General features: G+C 65.5%; 19 protein-coding genes. 12 read left to right on the forward strand and 7 right to left on the reverse strand.

The genetic code is table 11. The annotated features are described in order from the left end of the window. Positions 1-76 precede the first annotated feature (76 nt). A complete protein-coding gene (locus GTH33_RS11690; protein ID WP_163958546.1) occupies positions 77-682 on the forward strand; it encodes a superoxide dismutase in 606 nt (201 codons plus the stop codon). Positions 683-797: 115 nt separating this feature from the next. Here GTH33_RS11690 and GTH33_RS11695 read toward each other — a convergent pair whose 3' ends face one another. The 3 genes from GTH33_RS11695 to mtaB form a co-directional block, all read right to left on the reverse strand. Beyond that, positions 798-1,469, reverse strand: coding sequence for an inner membrane-spanning protein YciB (locus tag GTH33_RS11695; RefSeq protein WP_243848311.1), 672 nt, complete (start codon positions 1,467-1,469; stop codon positions 798-800). 121 nt (positions 1,470-1,590) lie between these two features. Beyond that, positions 1,591-2,529, reverse strand: coding sequence for a signal recognition particle-docking protein FtsY (gene ftsY / locus GTH33_RS11700; RefSeq protein WP_163958547.1), 939 nt, complete (start codon positions 2,527-2,529; stop codon positions 1,591-1,593). Beyond that, on the reverse strand, positions 2,526-3,779 hold the full coding sequence (gene mtaB, locus GTH33_RS11705) for a tRNA (N(6)-L-threonylcarbamoyladenosine(37)-C(2))-methylthiotransferase MtaB (RefSeq protein ID WP_163958548.1): 1,254 nt from the start codon (positions 3,777-3,779) through the stop codon (positions 2,526-2,528). The genes ftsY and mtaB overlap by 4 nt, the downstream gene beginning before the upstream one ends. A 40-nt stretch (positions 3,780-3,819) precedes the next feature. Here mtaB and GTH33_RS11710 point away from each other — a divergent pair, with 40 nt between their 5' ends. From GTH33_RS11710 to rimM, 5 genes are all read left to right on the forward strand, one after another. Further along, positions 3,820-4,353 carry a DUF924 family protein gene (locus GTH33_RS11710; protein WP_163958549.1) on the forward strand — a complete coding sequence of 178 codons (534 nt, stop codon included), beginning with the start codon at positions 3,820-3,822 and terminating at the stop codon, positions 4,351-4,353. A gap of 465 nt (positions 4,354-4,818) precedes the next feature. Beyond that, entirely contained in the window at positions 4,819-6,315 is a 1,497-nt protein-coding gene (ffh, locus tag GTH33_RS11715; RefSeq protein ID WP_163958550.1) for a signal recognition particle protein, read from the forward strand. Positions 6,316-6,353: 38 nt separating this feature from the next. Further along, positions 6,354-6,785 (forward strand): 30S ribosomal protein S16, encoded by a 432-nt coding sequence (rpsP, locus tag GTH33_RS11720; RefSeq protein WP_163958551.1) that lies wholly within the window; start codon positions 6,354-6,356, stop codon positions 6,783-6,785. A 56-nt stretch (positions 6,786-6,841) separates the two neighbouring features. Continuing rightward, positions 6,842-6,994: a hypothetical protein gene (locus tag GTH33_RS17920; RefSeq protein WP_166753150.1), complete on the forward strand. Its 153-nt coding sequence runs from the start codon at positions 6,842-6,844 to the stop codon at positions 6,992-6,994. Continuing rightward, complete coding sequence (rimM, locus tag GTH33_RS11725; RefSeq protein ID WP_163958552.1) at positions 6,948-7,475, forward strand: ribosome maturation factor RimM; 528 nt, start codon at positions 6,948-6,950, stop codon at positions 7,473-7,475. Before GTH33_RS17920 ends, rimM begins: the two co-directional genes overlap by 47 nt. A 207-nt stretch (positions 7,476-7,682) precedes the next feature. Here the strand turns inward: rimM and GTH33_RS11730 are convergent, their stop codons facing one another. Then, positions 7,683-8,588, reverse strand: a complete 906-nt coding sequence (locus GTH33_RS11730; protein WP_163958553.1) for an NAD(P)/FAD-dependent oxidoreductase — start codon at positions 8,586-8,588, stop codon at positions 7,683-7,685. A gap of 167 nt (positions 8,589-8,755) precedes the next feature. Between GTH33_RS11730 and trmD the strand changes: the two genes are divergently transcribed. From trmD to GTH33_RS11745, 3 genes are all read left to right on the forward strand, one after another. Continuing rightward, the gene (gene trmD, locus GTH33_RS11735; RefSeq protein WP_163958554.1) at positions 8,756-9,490 is read left to right on the forward strand and encodes a tRNA (guanosine(37)-N1)-methyltransferase TrmD; all 735 of its coding nucleotides are present in this window, start codon (positions 8,756-8,758) and stop codon (positions 9,488-9,490) included. Continuing rightward, positions 9,487-9,879 (forward strand): 50S ribosomal protein L19, encoded by a 393-nt coding sequence (rplS, locus tag GTH33_RS11740; protein ID WP_163958555.1) that lies wholly within the window; start codon positions 9,487-9,489, stop codon positions 9,877-9,879. The genes trmD and rplS overlap by 4 nt, the downstream gene beginning before the upstream one ends. Positions 9,880-10,504: 625 nt before the next feature. After that, positions 10,505-11,146, forward strand: a complete 642-nt coding sequence (locus GTH33_RS11745) for a hypothetical protein (protein WP_249054871.1) — start codon at positions 10,505-10,507, stop codon at positions 11,144-11,146. 78 nt (positions 11,147-11,224) lie between these two features. On the opposite strand, the gene rpoD is transcribed toward GTH33_RS11745, so the two are convergent. The 3 genes from rpoD to GTH33_RS11760 all read right to left on the reverse strand — a co-directional run bounded on the left by rpoD (position 11,225) and on the right by GTH33_RS11760 (position 15,868). Next, positions 11,225-13,261 (reverse strand): RNA polymerase sigma factor RpoD, encoded by a 2,037-nt coding sequence (gene rpoD / locus GTH33_RS11750; RefSeq protein WP_163958556.1) that lies wholly within the window; start codon positions 13,259-13,261, stop codon positions 11,225-11,227. Then, positions 13,261-15,141: a DNA primase gene (gene dnaG, locus GTH33_RS11755; protein WP_163958557.1), complete on the reverse strand. Its 1,881-nt coding sequence runs from the start codon at positions 15,139-15,141 to the stop codon at positions 13,261-13,263. The genes rpoD and dnaG overlap by 1 nt, the downstream gene beginning before the upstream one ends. A gap of 274 nt (positions 15,142-15,415) precedes the next feature. After that, positions 15,416-15,868, reverse strand: a complete 453-nt coding sequence (locus GTH33_RS11760; RefSeq protein ID WP_163958558.1) for a GatB/YqeY domain-containing protein — start codon at positions 15,866-15,868, stop codon at positions 15,416-15,418. A 144-nt stretch (positions 15,869-16,012) separates the two neighbouring features. Here GTH33_RS11760 and carA point away from each other — a divergent pair, with 144 nt between their 5' ends. From carA to carB, 3 genes are read left to right on the forward strand one after another with little or no spacing between them, the layout of a single operon-like run. Then, positions 16,013-17,221, forward strand: a complete 1,209-nt coding sequence (gene carA / locus GTH33_RS11765; protein ID WP_163958559.1) for a glutamine-hydrolyzing carbamoyl-phosphate synthase small subunit — start codon at positions 16,013-16,015, stop codon at positions 17,219-17,221. Continuing rightward, the gene (locus tag GTH33_RS11770; protein WP_163958560.1) at positions 17,218-17,490 is read left to right on the forward strand and encodes a hypothetical protein; all 273 of its coding nucleotides are present in this window, start codon (positions 17,218-17,220) and stop codon (positions 17,488-17,490) included. Before carA ends, GTH33_RS11770 begins: the two co-directional genes overlap by 4 nt. Beyond that, the gene (carB, locus tag GTH33_RS11775; RefSeq protein WP_163958561.1) at positions 17,490-20,813 is read left to right on the forward strand and encodes a carbamoyl-phosphate synthase large subunit; all 3,324 of its coding nucleotides are present in this window, start codon (positions 17,490-17,492) and stop codon (positions 20,811-20,813) included. Before GTH33_RS11770 ends, carB begins: the two co-directional genes overlap by 1 nt. The last annotated feature ends 8 nt before the right edge of the window (positions 20,814-20,821 follow it).

Here is a 20,821-nt window from a genome sequence, read left to right on the forward strand (position 1 = left end):
GCCGGGAGCGTTAGGCCGCCTCTCGCGTTAACGCGGGGACGACATCGTCCCACCTTCTCGAAAGGAGCCTTTTTCCATGGCATTCGAACTTCCGCCGCTGCCCTACGCCTATGACGCGTTGGAACCGGTCATCTCCAAGGAGACGATGACCTTCCACCACGACAAGCATCACGCAGCCTACACCAACAAGCTGAACGAGGGTGTCGCGGCCGACCCCAAGCTGGAAGGCAAGTCGATCGAGGACATCCTCGGCATGATCTCGACCTTGCCGCCGCTGGTCCGCAACAACGGTGGCGGGTTCTGGAACCACGACTTCTTCTGGAAGATCATGGGGCCCAAGGGCTCGACCCAGCCTTCCGGTGCGCTCAAGGATGCGATCGACGCTTATGGCGGGCTCGATAAGCTGAAGGACGACTTCAACACCAAGGGCGCCGGCCAGTTCGGTTCAGGCTGGGCCTGGGTCATCAAGGATTCCGGCGGTGCGCTGAAGGTCACCTCGACCCCGAACCAGGACAATCCACTGATGGACGATGCCAAGGAGCCCGGCACGCCGATCCTGGGCAACGACGTGTGGGAACACGCGTATTACCTGACCTACATGAACGACCGCCCCGGTTACCTCAAGGCATGGTGGGACGTGGTGAACTGGGACGAGGCCGGCAAGCGTTTCGACGCCGCCTGAAGCCTCTCTTCTCCGGCCGGGAGAGAGGAAGCCATACGGTGAGAGCGGTTCGATCGTCCTCACCGGTTCCCGGCAATGCTGGCAGACCCTCTTCCCCCTCGGGGGAGAGGGCCCCTTATTCTACCGGCGCGTCGGGCGTATCGCCCGTGCTCAGTCCATGCCGCAGCAGCATCGGAATATTCGCGAATGCGAACAGCAAGGTCAGCGGGATCGCGCCCCACAGCTTGAAGCCGACCCAGAAATCCCAGTTGGTCGTCCGCCACACAGCCTCGTTCAGCGCGGCCATGCACAGGAAGAACAGCGCCCAGTTACGCGTCAGCTTGCGCCACCCCTCCGCCGTCAGTCCCGGATAGGCCGTGCCGAGCAGCCCCTGGAGCAGCGGGCGCCCGGTGAGGAGCCCGAACGCGAGCACCGCGGCGAACATGCCATAGACGAAGCTCGGCTTCATCTGGATGAACTTGGGATCGTGGAAATAGACGGTCAGGCCGCCGAACAGCACGACGAACCCGCCCGAAATCCAGAGCATCGGCGAAATCTGGCCGAGCTTCGCCTTCGAGACGATCATCGCTGCGATCGTGGCGAGGACGAAGGCGGTGGTCGCCACGATCACCTTGGCGATCACCAGCGCGCCGGCCCGATCAAGGTCCGAAAGGAACCCGGTACCAGCTGCGACCAGCTGCATTGCCAGCGCCGCGGGGAACAGGAAGTTGACCGCGAAGAAGACCAACAGGGGTCCATATTCGACACCCATCCGCAAACCGGGGGAGGCGCTATGCTGCTGCGTCATGCCTTGCATCCCATCGTCGTTGCCCGGTGAAGGCCGGGCGCCGGCGGCAAACGCATCAGGCACCGATCGCGCACCGGCCGTAACGACACCGCTGCCTTCTTCGGAGAAGGAAGGAAAGGCCTCACATCCGTCCTCCGGCATCGACACCGGCGATGATCCGCGCCACTTCGTTGGCGTCGAACGGCCGCAGATCGGTCATCCCCTCGCCGACGCCGATAGCATGGATCGGCAGGCCGTATTTCTCCGCCGCCGCGACCAGCACGCCGCCGCGCGCGGTCCCGTCCAGCTTGGTCATCACCAGGCCGGTGACGCCGGCGACTTCCTTGAACACCTCGATCTGGCTCAGCGCGTTCTGGCCGGTGGTTGCATCCAGCACCAGTACGACGTCGTGCGGGCTGGCCGGGTTGATCCGCCCCAGCACGCGCCGGATCTTGGCGAGTTCGTCCATCAGCTCGCGCTTGTTCTGCAACCGGCCCGCCGTATCGACGATCAACACGTCGATGCCCGTTTCGGTCGCCTTCTTCACCGCATCCCACACCACGCCGGCGGCATCGCCGCCCTCCGGCCCGGTGACGATCGGCACCCCGACGCGGTCCGCCCACGTCCGCAGCTGTCCGATCGCTGCGGCGCGGAAGGTGTCGCCCGCCGCGAGCATGACGCCGTAATCCTGCTCCATCAGCAGATGCGCGAGCTTGGCGATCGTCGTCGTCTTGCCCGATCCGTTGACACCGATCACCAGGATCACCTGCGGCCGGGGAAAGGCGGTGACCTCCAGCGGCTGCGCGACCCGCGCCAATGCCTTCTCAACCTCTTCGGCGACGACGAGCCGGATGCCCAGCTCCTCCATGTTGCGCTCGAACGTCCCCTCGGCCAGCCGGGTACGGATCTTGCCCGCCGTGTCCGGCCCCAGATCAGATGCGATCAGCGCCTCCTCCACCTCGTCCAGCGTCGCCTCGTCCAGGCGCGCGCCGCCCAGACCCGCCAGATTGCCGACCAGCCGGTCGGAGGTCTTCTTGAAGCCGCCGAGCAGGCGTTCGTGCCAGGTGGGGGTGGTGCTCATGCAATCGTACCTAGAAGCTGGGTTTCGGTCGCGCCGGTGATGCGTACCATGGACAGGGTGCCGGGTTCGCCGGCGGTATCGAGCAGGACGTCGGCGAAATTTCCGGCATGGCCGCGCACGCCGGGCCGTTCGACCAGCACGGCCTGCATCGTGCCGGTCTGGTCCGCGAGCCATGCCGCCTTGCGTCGCGCGGCGGCGGCCCGCAACGCCTCGGCGCGCGCCCGGATCGTACCGGCATCGACCTGCGGCATCCGCGCCGCCGGCGTGCCGGCGCGGGGCGAATAGGGAAAGATGTGCGCATGGACGATATCCGCATCGTCGATCAGCGCGAGCGTATCGGCGAACATCGCCGCATCCTCGGTCGGGAAGCCTGCGATCAGGTCGGCGCCGATCGCGATATCGGGCCGCGCCGCCTTCAGCCGCCGTACCACATCGACCGCCTGAGCGCGGCTGTGGCGCCGCTTCATTCGCTTCAGGATCAGGTCGTTACCCGCCTGAAAGGACAGGTGAAGGTGCGGCATCACGCGGGCATCGCCGGTGACGATCGCGAACAATCGGTCGTCGATCTCGATCGAATCGAGCGACGACAGGCGTAGCCGCTGCAACGCCGGCACATGGCGCAGGATGCGCTCGACCAGCAGCCCCAGCGTCGGCGCACCGGGCAGGTCGTGCCCATAGCTCGTCAGGTCCACCCCGGTCAGCACCACTTCGTGATGACCGGCCTCGACCAGTCCTGCGATCCGCTCGACCACCGCGCCGGCCGGTACCGAACGGCTCGGTCCGCGCCCGAACGGAATGGCGCAGAAGGTGCAGCGATGGTCGCAGCCGTTCTGCACCTCGACGAACGCGCGCGCATGGCCGCCGAAGCTCGCGGCCCCGACGCTCGCGGCAAGATGCGGGGCGGTTTCGCGCAATTGCATGATGTCGCCGACCACGACCGCGTCGCGGCTGGTCCAGGCGGCGGCCGACAGCTTTTCGCCATTGCCGATTACGCGGTCCACCTCCGGCATCGCGGCAAAGCCCTGCGGATCGATTTGAGCGGCGCAGCCGGTGACCACCAGTTCCGCGCCCGGTCGGTCGCGCCGCGCCCGCCGGATCGCGCTGCGCGTCGCCTTCACCGCGGCGTTGGTGACCGCGCAGGAATTGACCACGACCGTATCCCGGCCCGCGATCAGCGCGCGGATCGTTTCGCTCTCGGCGATGTTGAGGCGGCAGCCGAGGGAAATCACCTCTGGCGCAGGAGCATGCATGCCGCGCGATCTAATCGACCGACACGATCAAGTCCATGACATGTCCGCGCCCGTCCTCGACTTTTGGTTCGGGATGACCACCGACCAGCATTTCGCCAAGGACGACGCGCTCGACCGGACGATCGCCGAGCGTTTCGGCGCGCTGCGCGACGGCGTGCTGCGCGGGCGGGCGGAGGGGTGGCGCGACGATCCCGACACCCTGCTGGCGGCGATCATCCTGCTCGACCAGTTCTCGCGCAACATGCACCGGGGCACGGCCGCCGCCTTCGCCGCCGACGGTCTCGCGGTCGAATTGACCCTGTCGGCGATCGAACGCGGCTGGGAGGATCGCTACCCGCCCGATCGCCGCGTCTTCCTCTACATGCCGCTGATGCACGCCGAGGATCGCGCGTTGCAGGACCTGTCGGTCGCGAAATTCGAGGCGCTGGGCATCGACGAGAATATCGCCTTCGCTCGCGACCATCGCGACGTCATCGCGGCATACGGCCGGTTCCCGAGCCGCAACGCGGCACTGGGGCGGACGTCGACGGCGAAGGAAGAAGCCTATCTCGCGCAACCGGATGCCGGGTGGTAGGGTCGGGTCGGCAAGGCGTTCGCGCGGACGCGCAGAGGCGCCGAGAGTGCAGCGGATAAGCGAGCAACGACCTGGCGATCTTTAGTCATCCCGGCGAATGCCGGAACCCATGGTTGCGATGAACCCGGATGTAGCGCGCAACCTCGCCGACAGCGCGTCCATGGGGCCCGGCTTTCGCCGGAATGACGGGCGGGATAGGGCGCGCGCACCCTGAAGAACCTTCTCCGCGCCTCCGCGCCTCTGCGCGAATTCTGCTTCTTGTCGGCCTAGCGTCTTCGCGCGAACACCTCATTCCCGAACCCGAACCCAAACCCGAACCTTGCCTTCCGCACCGAACCAAGGTAAGCGCCGCGAACGTTCCACCACGGAATGCGATCGATGGCGCGCCCACGGGTGCACGCTGGCCGGCGAGGTTTCGCCCGCCGGCGTCTTTTGCGTTGCGGGTATGATGAGGGTCTTGAGGCGATGTTCGACAGTCTGAGCGACCGGCTTGGTGGCGTATTCGACCGCCTTCGTGGCCGTGGCGCGCTGACCGAAGCCGATGTGCGGACGGCGATGCGCGAAGTGCGCGTCGCGTTGCTCGAGGCCGACGTCGCGCTGCCGGTGGCGCGCAGCTTCGTCGACAAGGTCACCGAACAGGCGGTCGGCCAGAACGTCCTGCGCTCGGTCACGCCGGGACAGCAGGTCGTCAAGATCGTCAACGATGCGCTGGTCGAGATGCTCGGCGCCGACGAATCCGAGCTGGAACTGGCGGTCACCCCGCCCGCCGTCGTCATGGTGGTCGGCCTGCAGGGTTCGGGCAAGACGACCACGACGGCAAAGATCGCCAAGCGCCTGGTTTCCCGCGAGCGCAAGAAGGTGCTGATGGCGTCGCTCGACGTCAATCGTCCGAACGCGCAGGAACAGCTTGCCACGCTCGGCACGCAGATCGAGGTGGCGACGCTGCCGATCGTCGCGGGCCAGCAGCCGGTCGACATCGCCCGCCGCGCGCTGCAAGCCGCAAAGCTGCAGGGCTATGATGTCCTGATGCTCGATACCGCGGGTCGCCTCCACGTCGATCAGGCATTGATGGACGAGATGAAGGCGGTCGCGGAAATCGCGACACCGCAGGAGATCCTGCTCGTCGTCGACGCCCTGACCGGGCAGGACGCGGTCAACGTCGCACAGAATTTCTCCGATCAGGTCCCGCTGACCGGCGTGGTGTTGACCCGCATGGACGGCGACGCCCGTGGTGGTGCGGCGCTGTCGATGCGCGCGGTGACCGGCAAGCCGATCAAGTTTGCCGGCGTGGGCGAAAAGCTCGACGCGCTGGAAGCCTTCCATCCCAGCCGGGTCGCCGGCCGTATCCTTGGCATGGGCGATGTCGTCAGCCTGGTCGAGCGGGCTGCTGAATCGATCCAAGCGGAAGACGCCGAGCGGATGACGGCGCGGCTCGCCAAGGGCCAGTTCGATATGAACGACCTGCGCGGCCAGCTGGCGCAGATGCGCCGCATGGGCGGACTCGGCGCGCTCGCCGGCATGATGCCGGGCATGAAGAAGGCGCAGGGTGCGCTCGCTACCGCTGGCGGCGACAAGATGCTCATCCACATGGACGCGATGATCGGTTCGATGACCGTGAAGGAGCGCGCCAAGCCCGAACTCATCAACGCCAAGCGCAAGATCCGTATCGCCAAGGGCTCCGGCACCACGGTGCAGGAGATCAACAAGCTCCTGAAGATGCATCAGGAAATGTCCACCGCCATGAAGAAGATCAAGAAGATGGGCGGGCTGAAAGGCATGATGGCGATGCTGGGCAAGGGCGGCATGGGCGGTCTCGGCAATGCGCTCGGCGGCGCCGGGCTCGGCGAGATGATGGACAAGGCCGGTGGCGGCCTTCCCAAGGGCCTGCCCGGCCTTGGCGGTGGCCAGGATGGCATGCCCAAGCTGCCGCCCGGCTTCGAAAATCTTATCAAGAAAAAGTAATAATCCACTTCAACTGACTTAGAACGAAGGAATATCACATGGCTCTCAGCATTCGCCTGTCGCGTGGCGGCTCCAAGAAGCGTCCGTATTACCGGATCGTCGTCGCCGATGCGCGCAGCCCGCGCGACGGCAAATTCATCGAGAAGATCGGCAACTACAATCCCTTGCTCGCCAAGGATTCGGAAAGCCGCGTCGTGCTCGACGCCGAGCGTGCGAAATACTGGCTGTCGAACGGCGCGCAGCCGACCGATCGTGTCGCCCGCTTCCTCGACGTCGCCGGCATTCGCGAGCGCGCGGCCCGCAGCAACCCGAACAAGGGCAAGCCGGGCGAGAAGGCGACCGAGCGCGCCGAAGAGCGTGCCGAGAAGCTGAAGGCGCAGGAAGAGGCCGCCGCAGCCGCCGCCGCCGCTCCGGCTGCCGCTGAGGAGGCTCCGGCCGACGAAGCGACCGCCGAGACCACCGAGGCGTAAGCATCGGAACCGGCCATGGTGCGTTGATCCCTTCCAGACGAAGGAGTTGACGCACCATGGTCACCGAACCCGATCCCCGTACCGCGCCCGACGAGGACGGTACGATCGACGACGCCACCAATCAGGGCGTCTCCAATACCGAACCCGCGGAAGGTGACGACGATGCCCCCACAGGAGGCGACGGATCGCCCGAACACGCCGGCCGCTAGGGCAGCCGCAGGCGAACCCGCCGTCACGCTGGCCGTGGTGATCGGCGCTCACGGCATCAACGGCCAAGTGCGCCTGAAGGTCTTCGCCGACGACTTCGGTAGTTACAGGAGCTTCAACCACGGCACGCTGACGCTGAAGGCGTCGCAGCCCGGCAACAACGGCACGATCGCCCGTTTTGCCGAGATCGCTGATCGCAATGCGGCAGAAGCGTTGCGCGGCACCGAATTGACGGTCCCTCGCTCCGCCTTGCCGCCGTTGGGCGCGGGGGAATATTATCACGCCGACCTGCTGGGCCTGCCCGTCGTGGCCGACACCGGGGCGGCGATCGGTCATGTCGTGCTGATCGAGAATTTCGGCGCCGGTGATGTCATCGAGATCGAACGTCCCGACGGTAAGCGGTTCATGGTCCCCATGAACGCCGATGCGGTGCCCGAATGGAATGTCGACCGTCTGGTGGTAAGCGCCAGCTTCATCGAATGATACCGGTGGTTGGATCGGCCGCTGCGTAAACCGCTCAGCGGATACGAAAAAGGAGCCGCTCTGTCCTATTGGTCAAGCGATACGTAAAGCACCGTCGCGAATCGGACCCCTGCCTACCATCACCTTATTCGAAACGGTGGGACTGAATCGTTTCTCCACGGGTGCCCATGTTGTTCATGTTGTTCATGTTCACCTGATGACCCGCTCTCACCGCCTGATCGGCTGACGCTCGCTCAACAGGTTCCGGATCGTCGTTGCGGCGACTCCCGCTTCGCCCATCGCATGGCTGATCTGGTCGAGCCCCTTGACCACGTCTCCCGCCGCGAACAGCCCCGGCACGCTGGTGCGCTGGTGGTCGTCTACCTCCAGGCACCCCTCGTCGTTTGCCCGCGCTCCCGCCGCGATCGCCAGATGCGACCGTATCCGCGACCCGAGTGCCGGATAGACGCTGTCGAACCACATCCGCCCCCGCGCCGTATCCAGCGCCAACTGCTCGCCCTCGATCGCCCAGCCGCCGCACGGCCCCTGCACCCGCACGATCCCCGCCTCGTCGAGCTTGCCGGCACAGGCGTCATTCAGCAGATGCTCCGCCTCGGGTGAGATCAGAGTAACGTCCCTGGTATAGCCACGCAGAAACAGCGCCTCGCGTGTCCCATGATCGCCGGTGCCGATCACCGCGACCCGCTTGTCCGTCACCTCATAGCCATCGCAGATCGGGCAATAGCGGATCAGGCCACGCTCCAGTGCGGGGTCGTGTACGTCCGGCAGGATATGCGGCCGATGATTGACCACGCCCGTAGCCAGCAGCACCGTACGCGCCTCGAACGCGCCGCTGTCGGTCGTGATGCGGAACGTATCCCCTTCCGGCACGATCGCCGTGACCTTCGTCTGCTCGCGATGGGCGCCGTATTTGGCCGCCTGCTTCCCCATCAATGCCAGAAGGTCCGTTCCCCTGATCCCTTCGGGGTAACCGGCGTGGTTGCGCGTACACGGGATCATGGCGGCGCGGCTCGATCCGCTGTCGAACAGCCGGATGGAAAGATGAAACCGCGCCAGATAAATCGCCGCCGTCAGCCCCGCCGGACCCGCGCCGACGATGATGCAATCGTCCATCAGACTTTACGCCCCTTCACGCAGCAATGCATTCCATCCTCACAGCGGCATGCCGTGGCTTAACGACCATCGCGGCAACGTGTTCAACTCAGGCAATTCCGTCGCTCGTGACGAACCCACATTCTGGCACTATCGACACCGGTCGGATTGCCTATCGAGAATTGCCCATGTCCTTTGCCGCGACCCTCCTTACGCTCTACCCGGAGATGTTTCCTGGTCCGCTTGGCGTGTCGCTGGCGGGAAGGGCGTTGCGCGAGGGTGGATGGTCTTGCGACCCCGTCCAGATACGCGATTTCGCGCTGGATAAGCACCGGTCGGTCGACGACACGCCCGCGGGCGGCGGCGCCGGTATGGTCTTGCGCGCCGACGTGCTGTCAGCGGCGATCGACAGCGTTGCCGACGGTCGCCCCGTTGTCGCCATGACCCCGCGCGGCAGGCCGCTTTCCCAGGCGCGCGTCCGCGAGATCGCTGCCGGCCCCGGCGTAATCATCCTGTGCGGCCGGTTCGAGGGGTTCGACGAACGTATCTTCGAAGGGCGCGCTATCGAAGAGATATCGATCGGCGACTATATCCTGTCCGGCGGCGAGATGGCGGCACTGGTCCTCCTCGACGCTTGCATTCGGCTGCTCCCCGGCGTAATGGGCGCGGCTTCAAGCGGTGTGGACGAGAGCTTCGAAACGGGGCTGCTCGAATATCCGCAATATACCCGACCATTTGAATGGGAAGGGCGCACGATCCCCGAAGTGCTGCGATCGGGGGATCATGCGAGGATCGCGGCCTGGCGAAAGCAACAGGCCGAGACCGATACACGGCTACGGAGGCCGGACCTGTGGGAGCGCCATGAGGGCGCTCGGGTCCAACCTCCCTCTGGCGCGCGGCGAACGAAGGACTCGAAGTCATGAACATCATCCAGCAGCTCGAAGCCGAGCAGATCGAAAAGCTGACCGCCAAGCGCGCGATCCCCGAATTCCGTCCCGGCGACACGCTGAAGGTCGGCGTGAAGGTCGTCGAAGGCGAGCGTACCCGCGTCCAGAACTACGAAGGCGTATGCATCGCGCGTTCGAACAAGGGCATGGGTTCGTCGTTCACCGTGCGCAAGATCAGCTTCGGTGAGGGCGTCGAGCGCGTCTTCCCGCTCTATTCGCCGAACATCGATTCGATCGAGGTCGTGCGCAAGGGTGCCGTCCGTCGCGCCAAGCTGTATTATCTGCGCGGCCGCACCGGTAAGTCGGCGCGTATCGCCGAGCGCCGCGACACGCGTCCGGCCAAGGGTACCGTTGCCGCGGAGTAATCCGACCGGATCTGAATATGAGGAAGGGCGTGGAGGCTGACCTCCGCGCCCTTTTTTCGTGGACTGTCGGACCCCCTCCAGCTCCGATTCCCACCGGTGCCGATGGCGGCCGCAGCGACAAACTGCTTACCGTGCTGCCGCTCGGTCCTGATGTTAGGAGGAAGGTCCGGGATCGGTAAAGGGCGCCGATACCTTTGCAGGCGATCGTGGCGTCGTGGCCGGAATCTTAAGACGCAAAGCAAAATGCAGGATGTCGGCATCAGGGTGCCGAACATCTAATAGAGCCGCTTGGATCGACATCGCAAGCGCGCGCCCATCGAGGTTCAAGGCGACTGCGGGGATGCACTCTGTATCTCGTGGGGTTTTGTTCGGCGTCATGCAGATCGGTGGAGATAGTCTCCATCAATCGGCGTCGGCGGCATGCCGTGCGTTCGATCCGATGCTGGTCGATCGATGTCATCGGGCGGGAGTTCCGGTGGTGCCGCCGCAGGTTTGCGAATCGGGCGAGATTGCAGGATCGTTGCAGAGGCGCGGGCGATGTGCTGTCATCCTGACTGAGCAAAGGATTGATACCGCAGTGTTGAATCTCAGGCTGGCGACGATGATGGTTGCGATCACGGTTGGCGTGGCCGCTGTTCCGGCAGCGGCGGAAAGCGCCCGCGATGTCCTGACCCAGGCGTCATTCGGTGCACGGAGCAAGCAGGCGGCGTTGCAGAGCATCGGTGAGGCGGAGCGGCTGTCCGCGGCGGTGCTGTCGCGGGCACCGGACGATCGCGAAGCGTTGTTGATGCAGGCGACGGCGCGCAGCTATCGCGCCAAGATGAATGGCAGCCGGGCCGATGCCATCGCGGCGCGGAAGATGTTCGAGGCGCTGGCCGCCCGCACGCCGCGCGATCCGGAGCCGCAGCTGGGCCTTGGTGCATGGCATATGGGCGCGGTGTTCAAGCTGGGCGGGATGATCGGCCGGGCGGCGCTGGGCGCGCAGAAGAGCGCCGGGCTCGCCGCGCTGGATCGCGCCGTGGCGACCGGTGGCGACCGGGCGATCTATCCCGGCGTATCGGCGCTGCTGCGGCTGGAGCAGGACGCCAGCGATCCGAAGGGCAGGGCGCTGGCCGAACAGGCCGCCCGCGCCGCGACGCCGACGCTGTTCGACCGGTCGATGCGCAAGGCGGCGGCGATGGTGCTGGGATCGATCCAGGCGGGCAACGCCGCGGCGACGCGGACGCTGGCGGCCCGGCTGCTGCCGTTCGGGCAGATCCCCGACTAGGCCGCTTGTCGCCCGCTATGTGATTGCTAGAAAACGATAATAAGAGGGGGCGAGAGCCATGCTCCCGCCCCCTAGGCCTTACTGATCGAGGAACGAGCGCATCTTGCGGCTGCGGCTCGGGTGCTTGAGCTTGCGGAGCGCCTTCGCCTCGATCTGGCGGATGCGCTCGCGGGTCACGCTGAACTGCTGGCCGACCTCTTCGAGCGTGTGGTCGGTGTTCATGCCGATGCCGAAGCGCATGCGCAGCACGCGTTCCTCGCGCGGCGTCAGCGACGCCAGCACACGCGTGACGGTTTCCTTGAGATTCGCCTGAATCGCCGCATCGACCGGGATGACGGCGTTCTTGTCCTCGATGAAATCGCCGAGGTGCGAATCTTCCTCGTCGCCGATCGGCGTTTCGAGACTGATCGGCTCCTTGGCGATCTTCATCACCTTGCGAACCTTTTCGAGCGGCATGCTCAGCCGTTCCGCCATCTCCTCCGGCGTCGGCTCGCGGCCCTGCTCGTGGAGGAACTGGCGGCTGGTGCGGACCAGCTTGTTGATAGTCTCGATCATATGGACCGGAATGCGGATCGTCCGCGCTTGGTCCGCGATCGAGCGGGTGATCGCCTGACGGATCCACCACGTCGCATAGGTGCTGAACTTGTAGCCGCGCCGATACTCGAACTTGTCGACAGCCTTCATCAGGCCAATGTTGCCCTCCTGGATCAGATCCAGGAACTGCAGCCCGCGGTTGGTATATTTCTTGGCGATCGAGATCACGAGGCGCAGGTTAGCCTCGACCATTTCCTTCTTGGCGATCCGCGCCTCGCGCTCCGCCTTCTGCACCATGTTGACGATCCGGCGGAATTCCGGGAGCGCCATGCCGGTCTGCTGCGAAATTTCGTTGATCTCGCCGCGGATGCGATCGACCGCATCACCCTCGTTGCTGGCGAACGCCGTCCACTTCTTGTCGAGCTTGCCGATCGACTGCAGCCACGTATCGTCAAGCTCGTGGCCGACATAGCGGTCGAGGAAGTCCTTGCGGCTGACCTTGTGACGCTCGGCAAGCCGCAGCATCTGCCCGCCCAGCGCGGTCAGGCGACGGTTGTAGGCATAGAGCTGGTCGACCAGATATTCGATCTTGGCGTTGTGGAACTGGACGCTCTCGACCTCGGCGGTCAGGTCCTCGCGCAGCTTGTGATATTTGCGCTCGTCGCCCGACGTCAGTTCGCCGCCGGCGGTCATCGCATCAAGACGCGCCTGCTGGATCTTGCTGAACTTCTTGTAGAGCGCGGTGATGTTGGCGAAGCGTTCCAGCGCCTGAGGCTTGAGCGTTTCCTCCATCTGCGCGAGGCTGAGCGTGTTGTCCTCGTCCTCGTCGTCCGAAGGACGCGGCGCACGCGGCTCGCCTGATTCCTCGTCCTCGTCGGCCGACGCTTCCTCGGGCTCGGGTTCGTCCTTGAAGCTGGCGCCGGCGGTCTTTTCGCTGATCTCCGCCGAATCGTCATCCTCGGCACCCTCGACCTGTTCGGCCGACGGTCCCTTGGACAGCATCGCGTCGAGATCGAGGATCTCGCGCAGCTGCATCGTGCCTTCGTTGAGCTGGGTCGACCAATCGATGATCGCGTTGAAGGTGATCGGCGATTCGCACAGGCCGAGGATCATGGTGTCGCGACCCGCCTCGATCCGCTTGGCGATGGCGATCTCGCCCTCGCGGCTCAGCAGTTCGACCGCGCCCATCTCGCGCAGGTACATGCGAACCGGATCGTCGGTACGATCGACGGTTTCCTTCTTCTTCGTCTCCAGCGCGGGCGCGGCGGTGCCGTCGCCATCGACTTCGGGCGTCTCCGCCTCGTCGTCTTCCTGCGCTTCCTTCTCGTCGCCGTCCTCGCCGGCTTCCTCGTTCTCGACGATGTTCACGCCCATCTCGTTGAGCGCGGACATGATGTCCTCGAGCTGGTCGGACGACATCTGGTCCTGCGGCAGCGCCTCGTTCAGCTGGTCGTAGGTGATGTACCCGCGCTTCTTGGCACGGGCGACCAGCTTCTTGATATCGGCATCATTGAGGTCGATCAGCGGTGCGTCGGTCACGTCACCACCCTCATCGCCACCGTTACCGTTAACTTTCGCCATCAATTGCCCTCGGATCCCAACGCTCGGGCGTCTTCGTTCGACTGCACCAAATTTGCAAGCCGAAGCTCCAACGCCTGTTTCTCTTTCACCAATGCCACTTGCCGTTCGAACGCCTCGTCGGTGAAGTGCGCCTGCATAGAGGCAGTCGCCTCTCCCAACGCCAGATCGACCTCGGGCCGTGCCACCATGATGGCGATCGCCTCGTCGAGGTCGGCTCGGGCGCGGTCCGGATCACCGCCGTTCTGCGTAAACGAATAGGGCATCGTATCGGCTCTCAGCAAATCGCTCGCGACTGAATCGAAACCGCTACGTGCCAATATGGTGCGCAGGCGGACGCTATCAAGCGCCTGATCCTCCAGCGCGACATCGACCACCGCTTCGAACAGGCGACCAAGGGGCCCTCCGACCAGCTTCAGGCTGCCCAGCACCTCCATATGGCGCGCGATTTCGATCGGGTGGCGGATCAGTCCGGCCAGGATAGCCTTGGCGAGCACGCGGTCGATCCCGGCGGCGTGAAAGGCCTTCACATCCTCCGTCGGCGGCGCGATCGGCTGTTTCCACTGGCCATCGCTGCCGCGCTTGCCCTGCGGGCGGGGCGCATTGGGGGTGAACACGCGGCGTTTCGGCGCGAAATGTTCGTAGAAGCGATTCTTGAAATCATTCTCATACTCGCGGCGGACCGAAGCATCGGCGATCGTCGCGGCGAGTTCGGCAAGCCGCTGCTTCAGGCCGGCGCGCTGTTCGGGCGTATCCAGCGGTCCGGCGGCGACCTCGCTCTGCCACAGCCTGTCGACCAAGGGCTGCGGCTGCTGGAGCAGGGCCTCCATCGCCTGCGCGCCGCCGGCCTTGACCAGATCGTCCGGGTCCTGCCCCTGCGGCAAGGTGACGAACGACAGGCTGCGGCCGTTGCCGAGCAGCGGCATCGCGCGCGCCGCCGCACGCAATGCGGCCTTCTGACCGGCATTGTCGCCGTCAAAGCAGAGGATCGGCACGTCGACCATCCGCCACAATCGTTCCAGCTGCGCCTCGGTCAGCGCGGTGCCGAGCGGGGCGACGGCTTCGTGGATGCCGGCCTGCGCCAGCGCGATGACATCCATATACCCCTCGACCACCAGCACGCGCGCCGATTTGCGGGCGGCGGGGGCGGCGCGGTCGAGATTGTAGAGCGTGCGGCCCTTGTCGAAGAGCGGCGTGTCGGGGGAATTCAGATATTTCGGCTCGCCCTCGCCGATGACCCGGCCGCCGAACGCGATCGTCCGGCCGCGCGCATCGCGGATCGGGATCATCAACCGGCCGCGGAAACGGTCGTAGGGGTCCTTCCCCTCGACCTGGATCAGCAGGCCGCATTCCACCAGCGCAGGGTCGCCGTATTCCCTGAGCGCGGTCTTCAACTTGCCGCGGCTGTCGGGGGAAAAGCCCATGCCGAAGGTGCGGGCGGTGTCCGCCGAGATGCCGCGCCGTGCCAGCACGGTGCGCGCCTCGCTGCCGGCGATGCCGTTCAGCTGTTCGGTGAACCAGGTCGCAGCATCCGCCATCGCATCGTGCAGACCCTTTGCGCGTTCGGCCCGGGCGGCGGACGCGCGATCCTGTGCGGGCATTTCCATGCCGGCGGATTGCGCGAGTTCCTTCACCGCATCGATGAAGGGCAGGCCGCGCTGATCGGTCATCCACTTGATCGCATCGCCATGCGCGGAGCAGCCGAAGCAGTGATAGAACCCCTTGTCGTCGTTGACGTAGAAACTCGGGGTCTTTTCGTTGTGGAACGGGCAGCAGCCGCGCATTTCGCGGCCGGCCTTTTGCAGCTTGGTCGTCTTGCCGATCAGTGCCGACAGCGAGGTGCGGGCGCGCAACTCGTCGAGGAACTGGGGGGACAGGCTCATGCGGGCGATTCTACCATGAACGATGCCGCACCGCGCGGCAAATCTGGGGGCGGGGGCGCGCGGAAGTTGCCGAAGTTGACACTACGTCGCGTCCGCAACGCCTTTCCGGCATGCGACCTGCCCGGCCAAGGGAAGAGGCGGGATCGACGATGAGAAACAGCCGGGCGGCCCGACATGCACGGTTTGTTCCGTGTAGGACAGCCCTATGTTCCGGCATCGAAGCGGGCGGGGGATCGGTGCAGGGCCGACCCCCGGCAAGGATTCACGGCGGGGATCAGGACAGCGCCGCCTTCACGAGGCCGCTCGCCTTGCTCATGTCGAGGCTGGCGGCGTGGCGCGCCTTCAGTTCGGCCATGACGCGGCCCATGTCCTTCATGCCGGTGGCGCCGAGTTCGGCCTTGATCGCGAGAATCGCGGCGGTGGTGTCCGCCTCGCTCATCTGCGCGGGGAGGAAGCGTTCGATCACCGCGACCTCCGCCTTTTCGGCGTCGGCGAGTTCCTGGCGGCCGCCCGTTTCGTACATGGCGATCGATTCGCGGCGCTGCTTGACCATCTTCTGCAACACCTCGACCACGATCGCATCGTCGTCGGGGGTCGCCCCGCCGGTGCGCAATTCGATGTCGCGGTTCTTGATCGCGGCCTGGATCAGGCTGATCGCGTTGCGCGATTCCTTGTCGCCGGCCTTCATGGCGGTGACCTGGGCGGCCTTGATGTCGTCGCGAATCATGGGGAAACTCTCGTACCTGCGGGTGAAGCGGGTCAGCCTAGCGGACGAACGGCTTCCCGTGAACCGGTTGACCTCACGGGGGCAGGGGTCTAGCGGGCGCCACTTAGCGACATAGACGAAACCTTGAGGAGTGCCCGCCAAGCCATGGCCGACGCCAAGCCCATTGCCATGCCTGCCCTAAACGCTTCGGCTCAGCCCGACGGCGCGACGGGTGTCCTGGTCCTCGCCAACGGCGACGTGGCCTGGGGCCGCGGTTTCGGCGCAGAAGGCGCTGCGGTGGGCGAGGTGTGTTTCCACACCGCGATGACCGGGTATCAGGAGATCATGACCGACCCGTCGTTCGCGGGGCAGATCATCACCTTCACCTTCCCCCACATCGGCAACGTCGGCGCCAACCCCGACGATATCGAGGCGGATGCGCCGCATGCGCTGGGCATGATCGTGCGCGAGGACGTGACCGCGCCGTCCAACTTCCGCGCGGTCGAGCGGCTGGACGGGTGGATGCAGCGGCATGCCCGCATCGGCCTGTCGGGGATCGACACGCGCGCGTTGACGCGGCGCATCCGCAGCGGCGGCGCGCCCAACGGCGTCGTCGCGCATGCGGCGGACGGGGTGTTCGACCTCGACGCGCTGCTCGCCATGGCGCAGGGCTGGCCGGGGCTGGAGGGCATGGACCTTGCCCGGAGCGTGTCGACCGAGACGCATTACGCCTGGGGCGAGGGCCGCGAGGGCGGGCCGTGGCGGCTGGGGTTCGGCTATGGCGGCGGCGACGGGGACGGGCGCCCGCATGTCGTCGCGATCGATTATGGCAGCAAGCACAACATCTTCCGCAACCTCGTTCATGCGGGCGCGAAGGTGACGGTGCTGCCCGCGGAGGCGACGTTCGAGCAGGTGATGGCGCTGTCGCCCGATGGCATCTTCCTGTCCAACGGCCCCGGCGATCCCGCGGCGACGGGGGACTATGCGGTACCGGTGATCCGGCGGTTGCTCGACACCGGCAAGCCGCTGTTCGGCATCTGCCTCGGCCATCAGTTGCTGGGGCTGGCGGTTGGCGCGACGACGACCAAGATGTTCCAGGGCCATCGCGGCGCCAACCATCCGGTCAAGCGGCTGAGCGACGGCGCGGTCGAGATCACCAGCATGAACCACGGCTTTGCGGTGGAGCGGGACAGCCTGCCTGCCAACGTGCGCGAGACGCATGTGTCGCTGTTCGACGGGTCGAATGCGGGGCTGGAGTTGACGGATCGGCCGGCGTTCAGCGTGCAATATCACCCGGAGGCGAGTCCCGGGCCGCAGGATAGCCTGTATCTGTTCGAGCGGTTTGTCGGGTCGCTCGATCGGAAGGCATCATGAGTGCGTTGCTCGCCCTTGCGGTGCAGGCTGCGTCTCAACCTCGCTCCCCAACACGCCGTCGGATAAGCCAGACGCGTCTGAACGCGATGGCTGATGCGTGTCACGCGCCTCGAAATTGGGTTGAGTTGCGAGGCCGTGAAGTCGTCTTCAAGGCCAATCCTGACTCAGATCTGACCAAGATCGAATGTGTGCTGGGGAAGATCAGCGCAGTGGTCGATATGACGAACATAGGCCTCGTCGGTAACGAGCAAGCTCCGAAAGACAAGTAATGCCAAAACGTACCGACATCTCCTCCATTCTCGTGATCGGCGCGGGGCCGATCGTCATCGGGCAGGCGTGCGAGTTCGATTATTCGGGCACGCAGGCGATCAAGGCATTGAAGGAAGAGGGCTATCGCATCGTCCTCGTCAATTCGAACCCCGCCACGATCATGACCGATCCCGAGCTGGCCGACGCGACCTATGTCGAGCCGATCACGCCTGCCGTGGTCGCCAAGATCATCGAGAAGGAGCGCCCCGACGCGGTCCTGCCGACGATGGGCGGGCAGACCGCGCTCAACACCGCGCTCGCGCTGTTCCATGACGGTACGCTCGAGAAGTTCGGCGTCACGATGATCGGCGCGGATGCCGAGGCGATCGACAAGGCCGAGGACCGGCTGAAGTTCAAGGATGCGATGACGAAGATCGGGCTGGAAAGCGCCCGGTCCGCGATCGCGCATACGATCGAGGAGGCGATGGCGGGGCTGGAGATCACCGGCCTGCCCGCGATCATCCGCCCAAGCTTCACGATGGGCGGGTCGGGCGGCGGCATCGTCTACAACCGCTCCGAATTCGTCGACATGGTCAGGAAGGGCCTGGACGCGTCGCCGACCACCGAGGTGCTGATCGAGGAATCGCTCCTGGGGTGGAAGGAGTATGAGATGGAGGTGGTGCGCGACCGCAAGGACAATTGCATCATCATCTGTTCGATCGAGAACGTCGATCCGATGGGCGTCCACACCGGCGATTCGATCACCGTCGCGCCGGCGCTGACGCTGACCGACAAGGAATATCAGATCATGCGCAACGCATCGATCGCGGTACTCCGGGAAATCGGTGTCGAAACAGGCGGTTCGAACGTGCAGTTCGCGGTCAATCCGAAGGACGGCCGCCTCGTCGTCATCGAGATGAACCCGCGGGTGTCGCGATCGTCGGCGCTGGCGTCGAAGGCGACGGGATTCCCGATCGCCAAGGTCGCCGCCAAGCTGGCGGTCGGCTATACGCTGGACGAGATCACCAACGACATCACCGGCGCGACGCCGGCGTCGTTCGAGCCGACGATCGACTATGTCGTCACCAAGATCCCGCGCTTCGCGTTCGAGAAGTTCAAGGGCGCCGAGGCGGTGCTGGGCACGGCGATGAAGAGCGTCGGCGAAGTGATGGCGATCGGGCGCAATATCCACGAGAGCATGCAGAAGGCGTTGCGCGGGCTGGAGACGGGCCTGTCGGGCTTCAACGCGGTCGAGCGGCTGGTCGGCGCACCGCGTGCGGAGATCGAGGCGGCGCTGGCGGTGGCGACCCCCGACCGGCTGCTGGTCGCGGCGCAGGCGCTGCGCGAGGGCTTCACCGTCGCCGAGATCCACGCCATCGCGAAGTTCGATCCGTGGTTCGTCGAGCGGCTGGAGGAGATCGTCGCGGCCGAGGCGGAGGTCTGCACCAACGGACTGCCGATCGAGGCGGCGGGCCTGCGCCGGCTGAAGTCGATGGGCTTCAGCGACAAGCGGCTCGCCTATCTGGCGCTGAAGTCGGCGAACCTGCGCGGCATGGAGCGCGGTATCGCGCGCGGATCGGGCCTGATCCACGATGCGGTCGTCGCGATGACCGGCGGCGTCACCGAGGAAGAGGTGCGCGCATTGCGCCACCGGTTGAACGTGCGGCCGGTGTTCAAGCGCATCGACACCTGCGCCGCGGAGTTCGACGCGAAGACACCGTACATGTATTCGACCTACGAGGCGCCGTCGTTCGGCGTACCCGAGGACGAGAGCATGCCGTCCGACCGCCGCAAGGTGGTGATCCTGGGTGGTGGCCCGAACCGGATCGGGCAGGGGATCGAGTTCGATTATTGCTGCTGCCACGCCTGCTTCGCGCTGGCGGATGCGGGCTATGAGACGATCATGGTCAACTGCAATCCGGAGACGGTCAGCACTGATTACGACACGTCGGACCGATTGTATTTCGAGCCGCTGACGGCCGAGGACGTGCTGGAGATCCTGCACGTCGAACAGTCGAAGGGCGAGCTGGTCGGCGTGATCGTGCAGTTCGGCGGGCAGACGCCGCTGAACCTCGCGCGGGCGCTGGAGAAGGCGGGTATCCCGATCCTCGGCACGTCGCCCGATGCGATCGATCTGGCGGAGGATCGCGAGCGGTTCGCGGCGCTGGTCAACAAGCTGCGGCTGAAGCAGCCGGCCAACGGCCTTGCCCGCAGCCGCGACGAGGCGGTCGCGGCGGCGGAGCGGATCGGTTATCCGGTGCTGATGCGGCCGAGCTATGTGCTGGGCGGGCGGGCGATGGAGATCGTCGATTCGCTCCAGCAGCTCGACGATTATATCCAGACCGCGGTGCAGGTGTCGGGCGACAGCCCGGTGCTGATCGACCAGTATCTGCGCGATGCGATCGAGGTCGACGTCGATGCGATCTGCGACGGCGAGGAGGTCGTGGTCGCAGGACTGTTGCAGCATATCGAGGAGGCCGGCGTCCATTCTGGCGACAGCGCCTGTTCGATCCCGCCCTATTCGCTGACCCCCGAGACGATCGCCGAGATCGAGCGGCAGACGATCGCGCTGGCGCATGCGCTGTCGGTCAAGGGGCTGATGAACATCCAGTTCGCGGTCAAGGACGGCGAAGTCTATCTGATCGAGGTCAATCCGCGCGCGTCGCGGACCGTGCCGTTCGTCGCCAAGGCGATCGGCGTGCCGATCGCCAAGATCGCCAGCCGCGTGATGGCGGGCGAGATGCTGCGCGACCTGCCGACGATCGATCGGCACATCGCCTATTATGCGGTGAAGGAGGCGGTGTTCCCGTTCAACCGCTTCCCCGGCATCGATCCGGTGCTGTCGCCCGAAATGAAGAGCACCGGCGAAGTGATGGGAATCGATCCCGATTTCACCACCGCCTTCGCCAAGTCGCAGCTGGGGGCCGGAACCGTGCTGCCGACCGGCGGCACCGCGTTCGTCAGCGTCAAGGACGGCGACAAGCCGCATATCGTGCCGGCGGTGAAGTCGCTGCTGTCGCACGGCTTCAAGGTGCTGGCGACCGGCGGCACCGCCGATTTCCTCGAAACCGCGGGACTGGCGGTCGAGAAGGTCAACAAGGTGGCGCAGGGGCGGCCGCACATCCTCGATCGGATCATGGACGGCGAGGTGACGTTGATCTTCAACACCACCGAGGGATGGCAGAGCCTGAAGGATTCGAAGCCGATCCGTCAGGCGGCGCTGGCGCAGAAGATCCCGTATTTCACCACCGCGCCCGCCAGCGTGCAGGCGGCGGCGGCAATCGGGGTGACGCATCTTGAAGTCAGGCCGTTGCAATCCTACTATTCGCAGTCGCACAACTGATCCCGACA

The sequence above is a fragment of the Sphingomonas insulae genome (assembly GCF_010450875.1).
Classification (GTDB): Bacteria; Pseudomonadota; Alphaproteobacteria; order Sphingomonadales; family Sphingomonadaceae; genus Sphingomonas; species Sphingomonas insulae.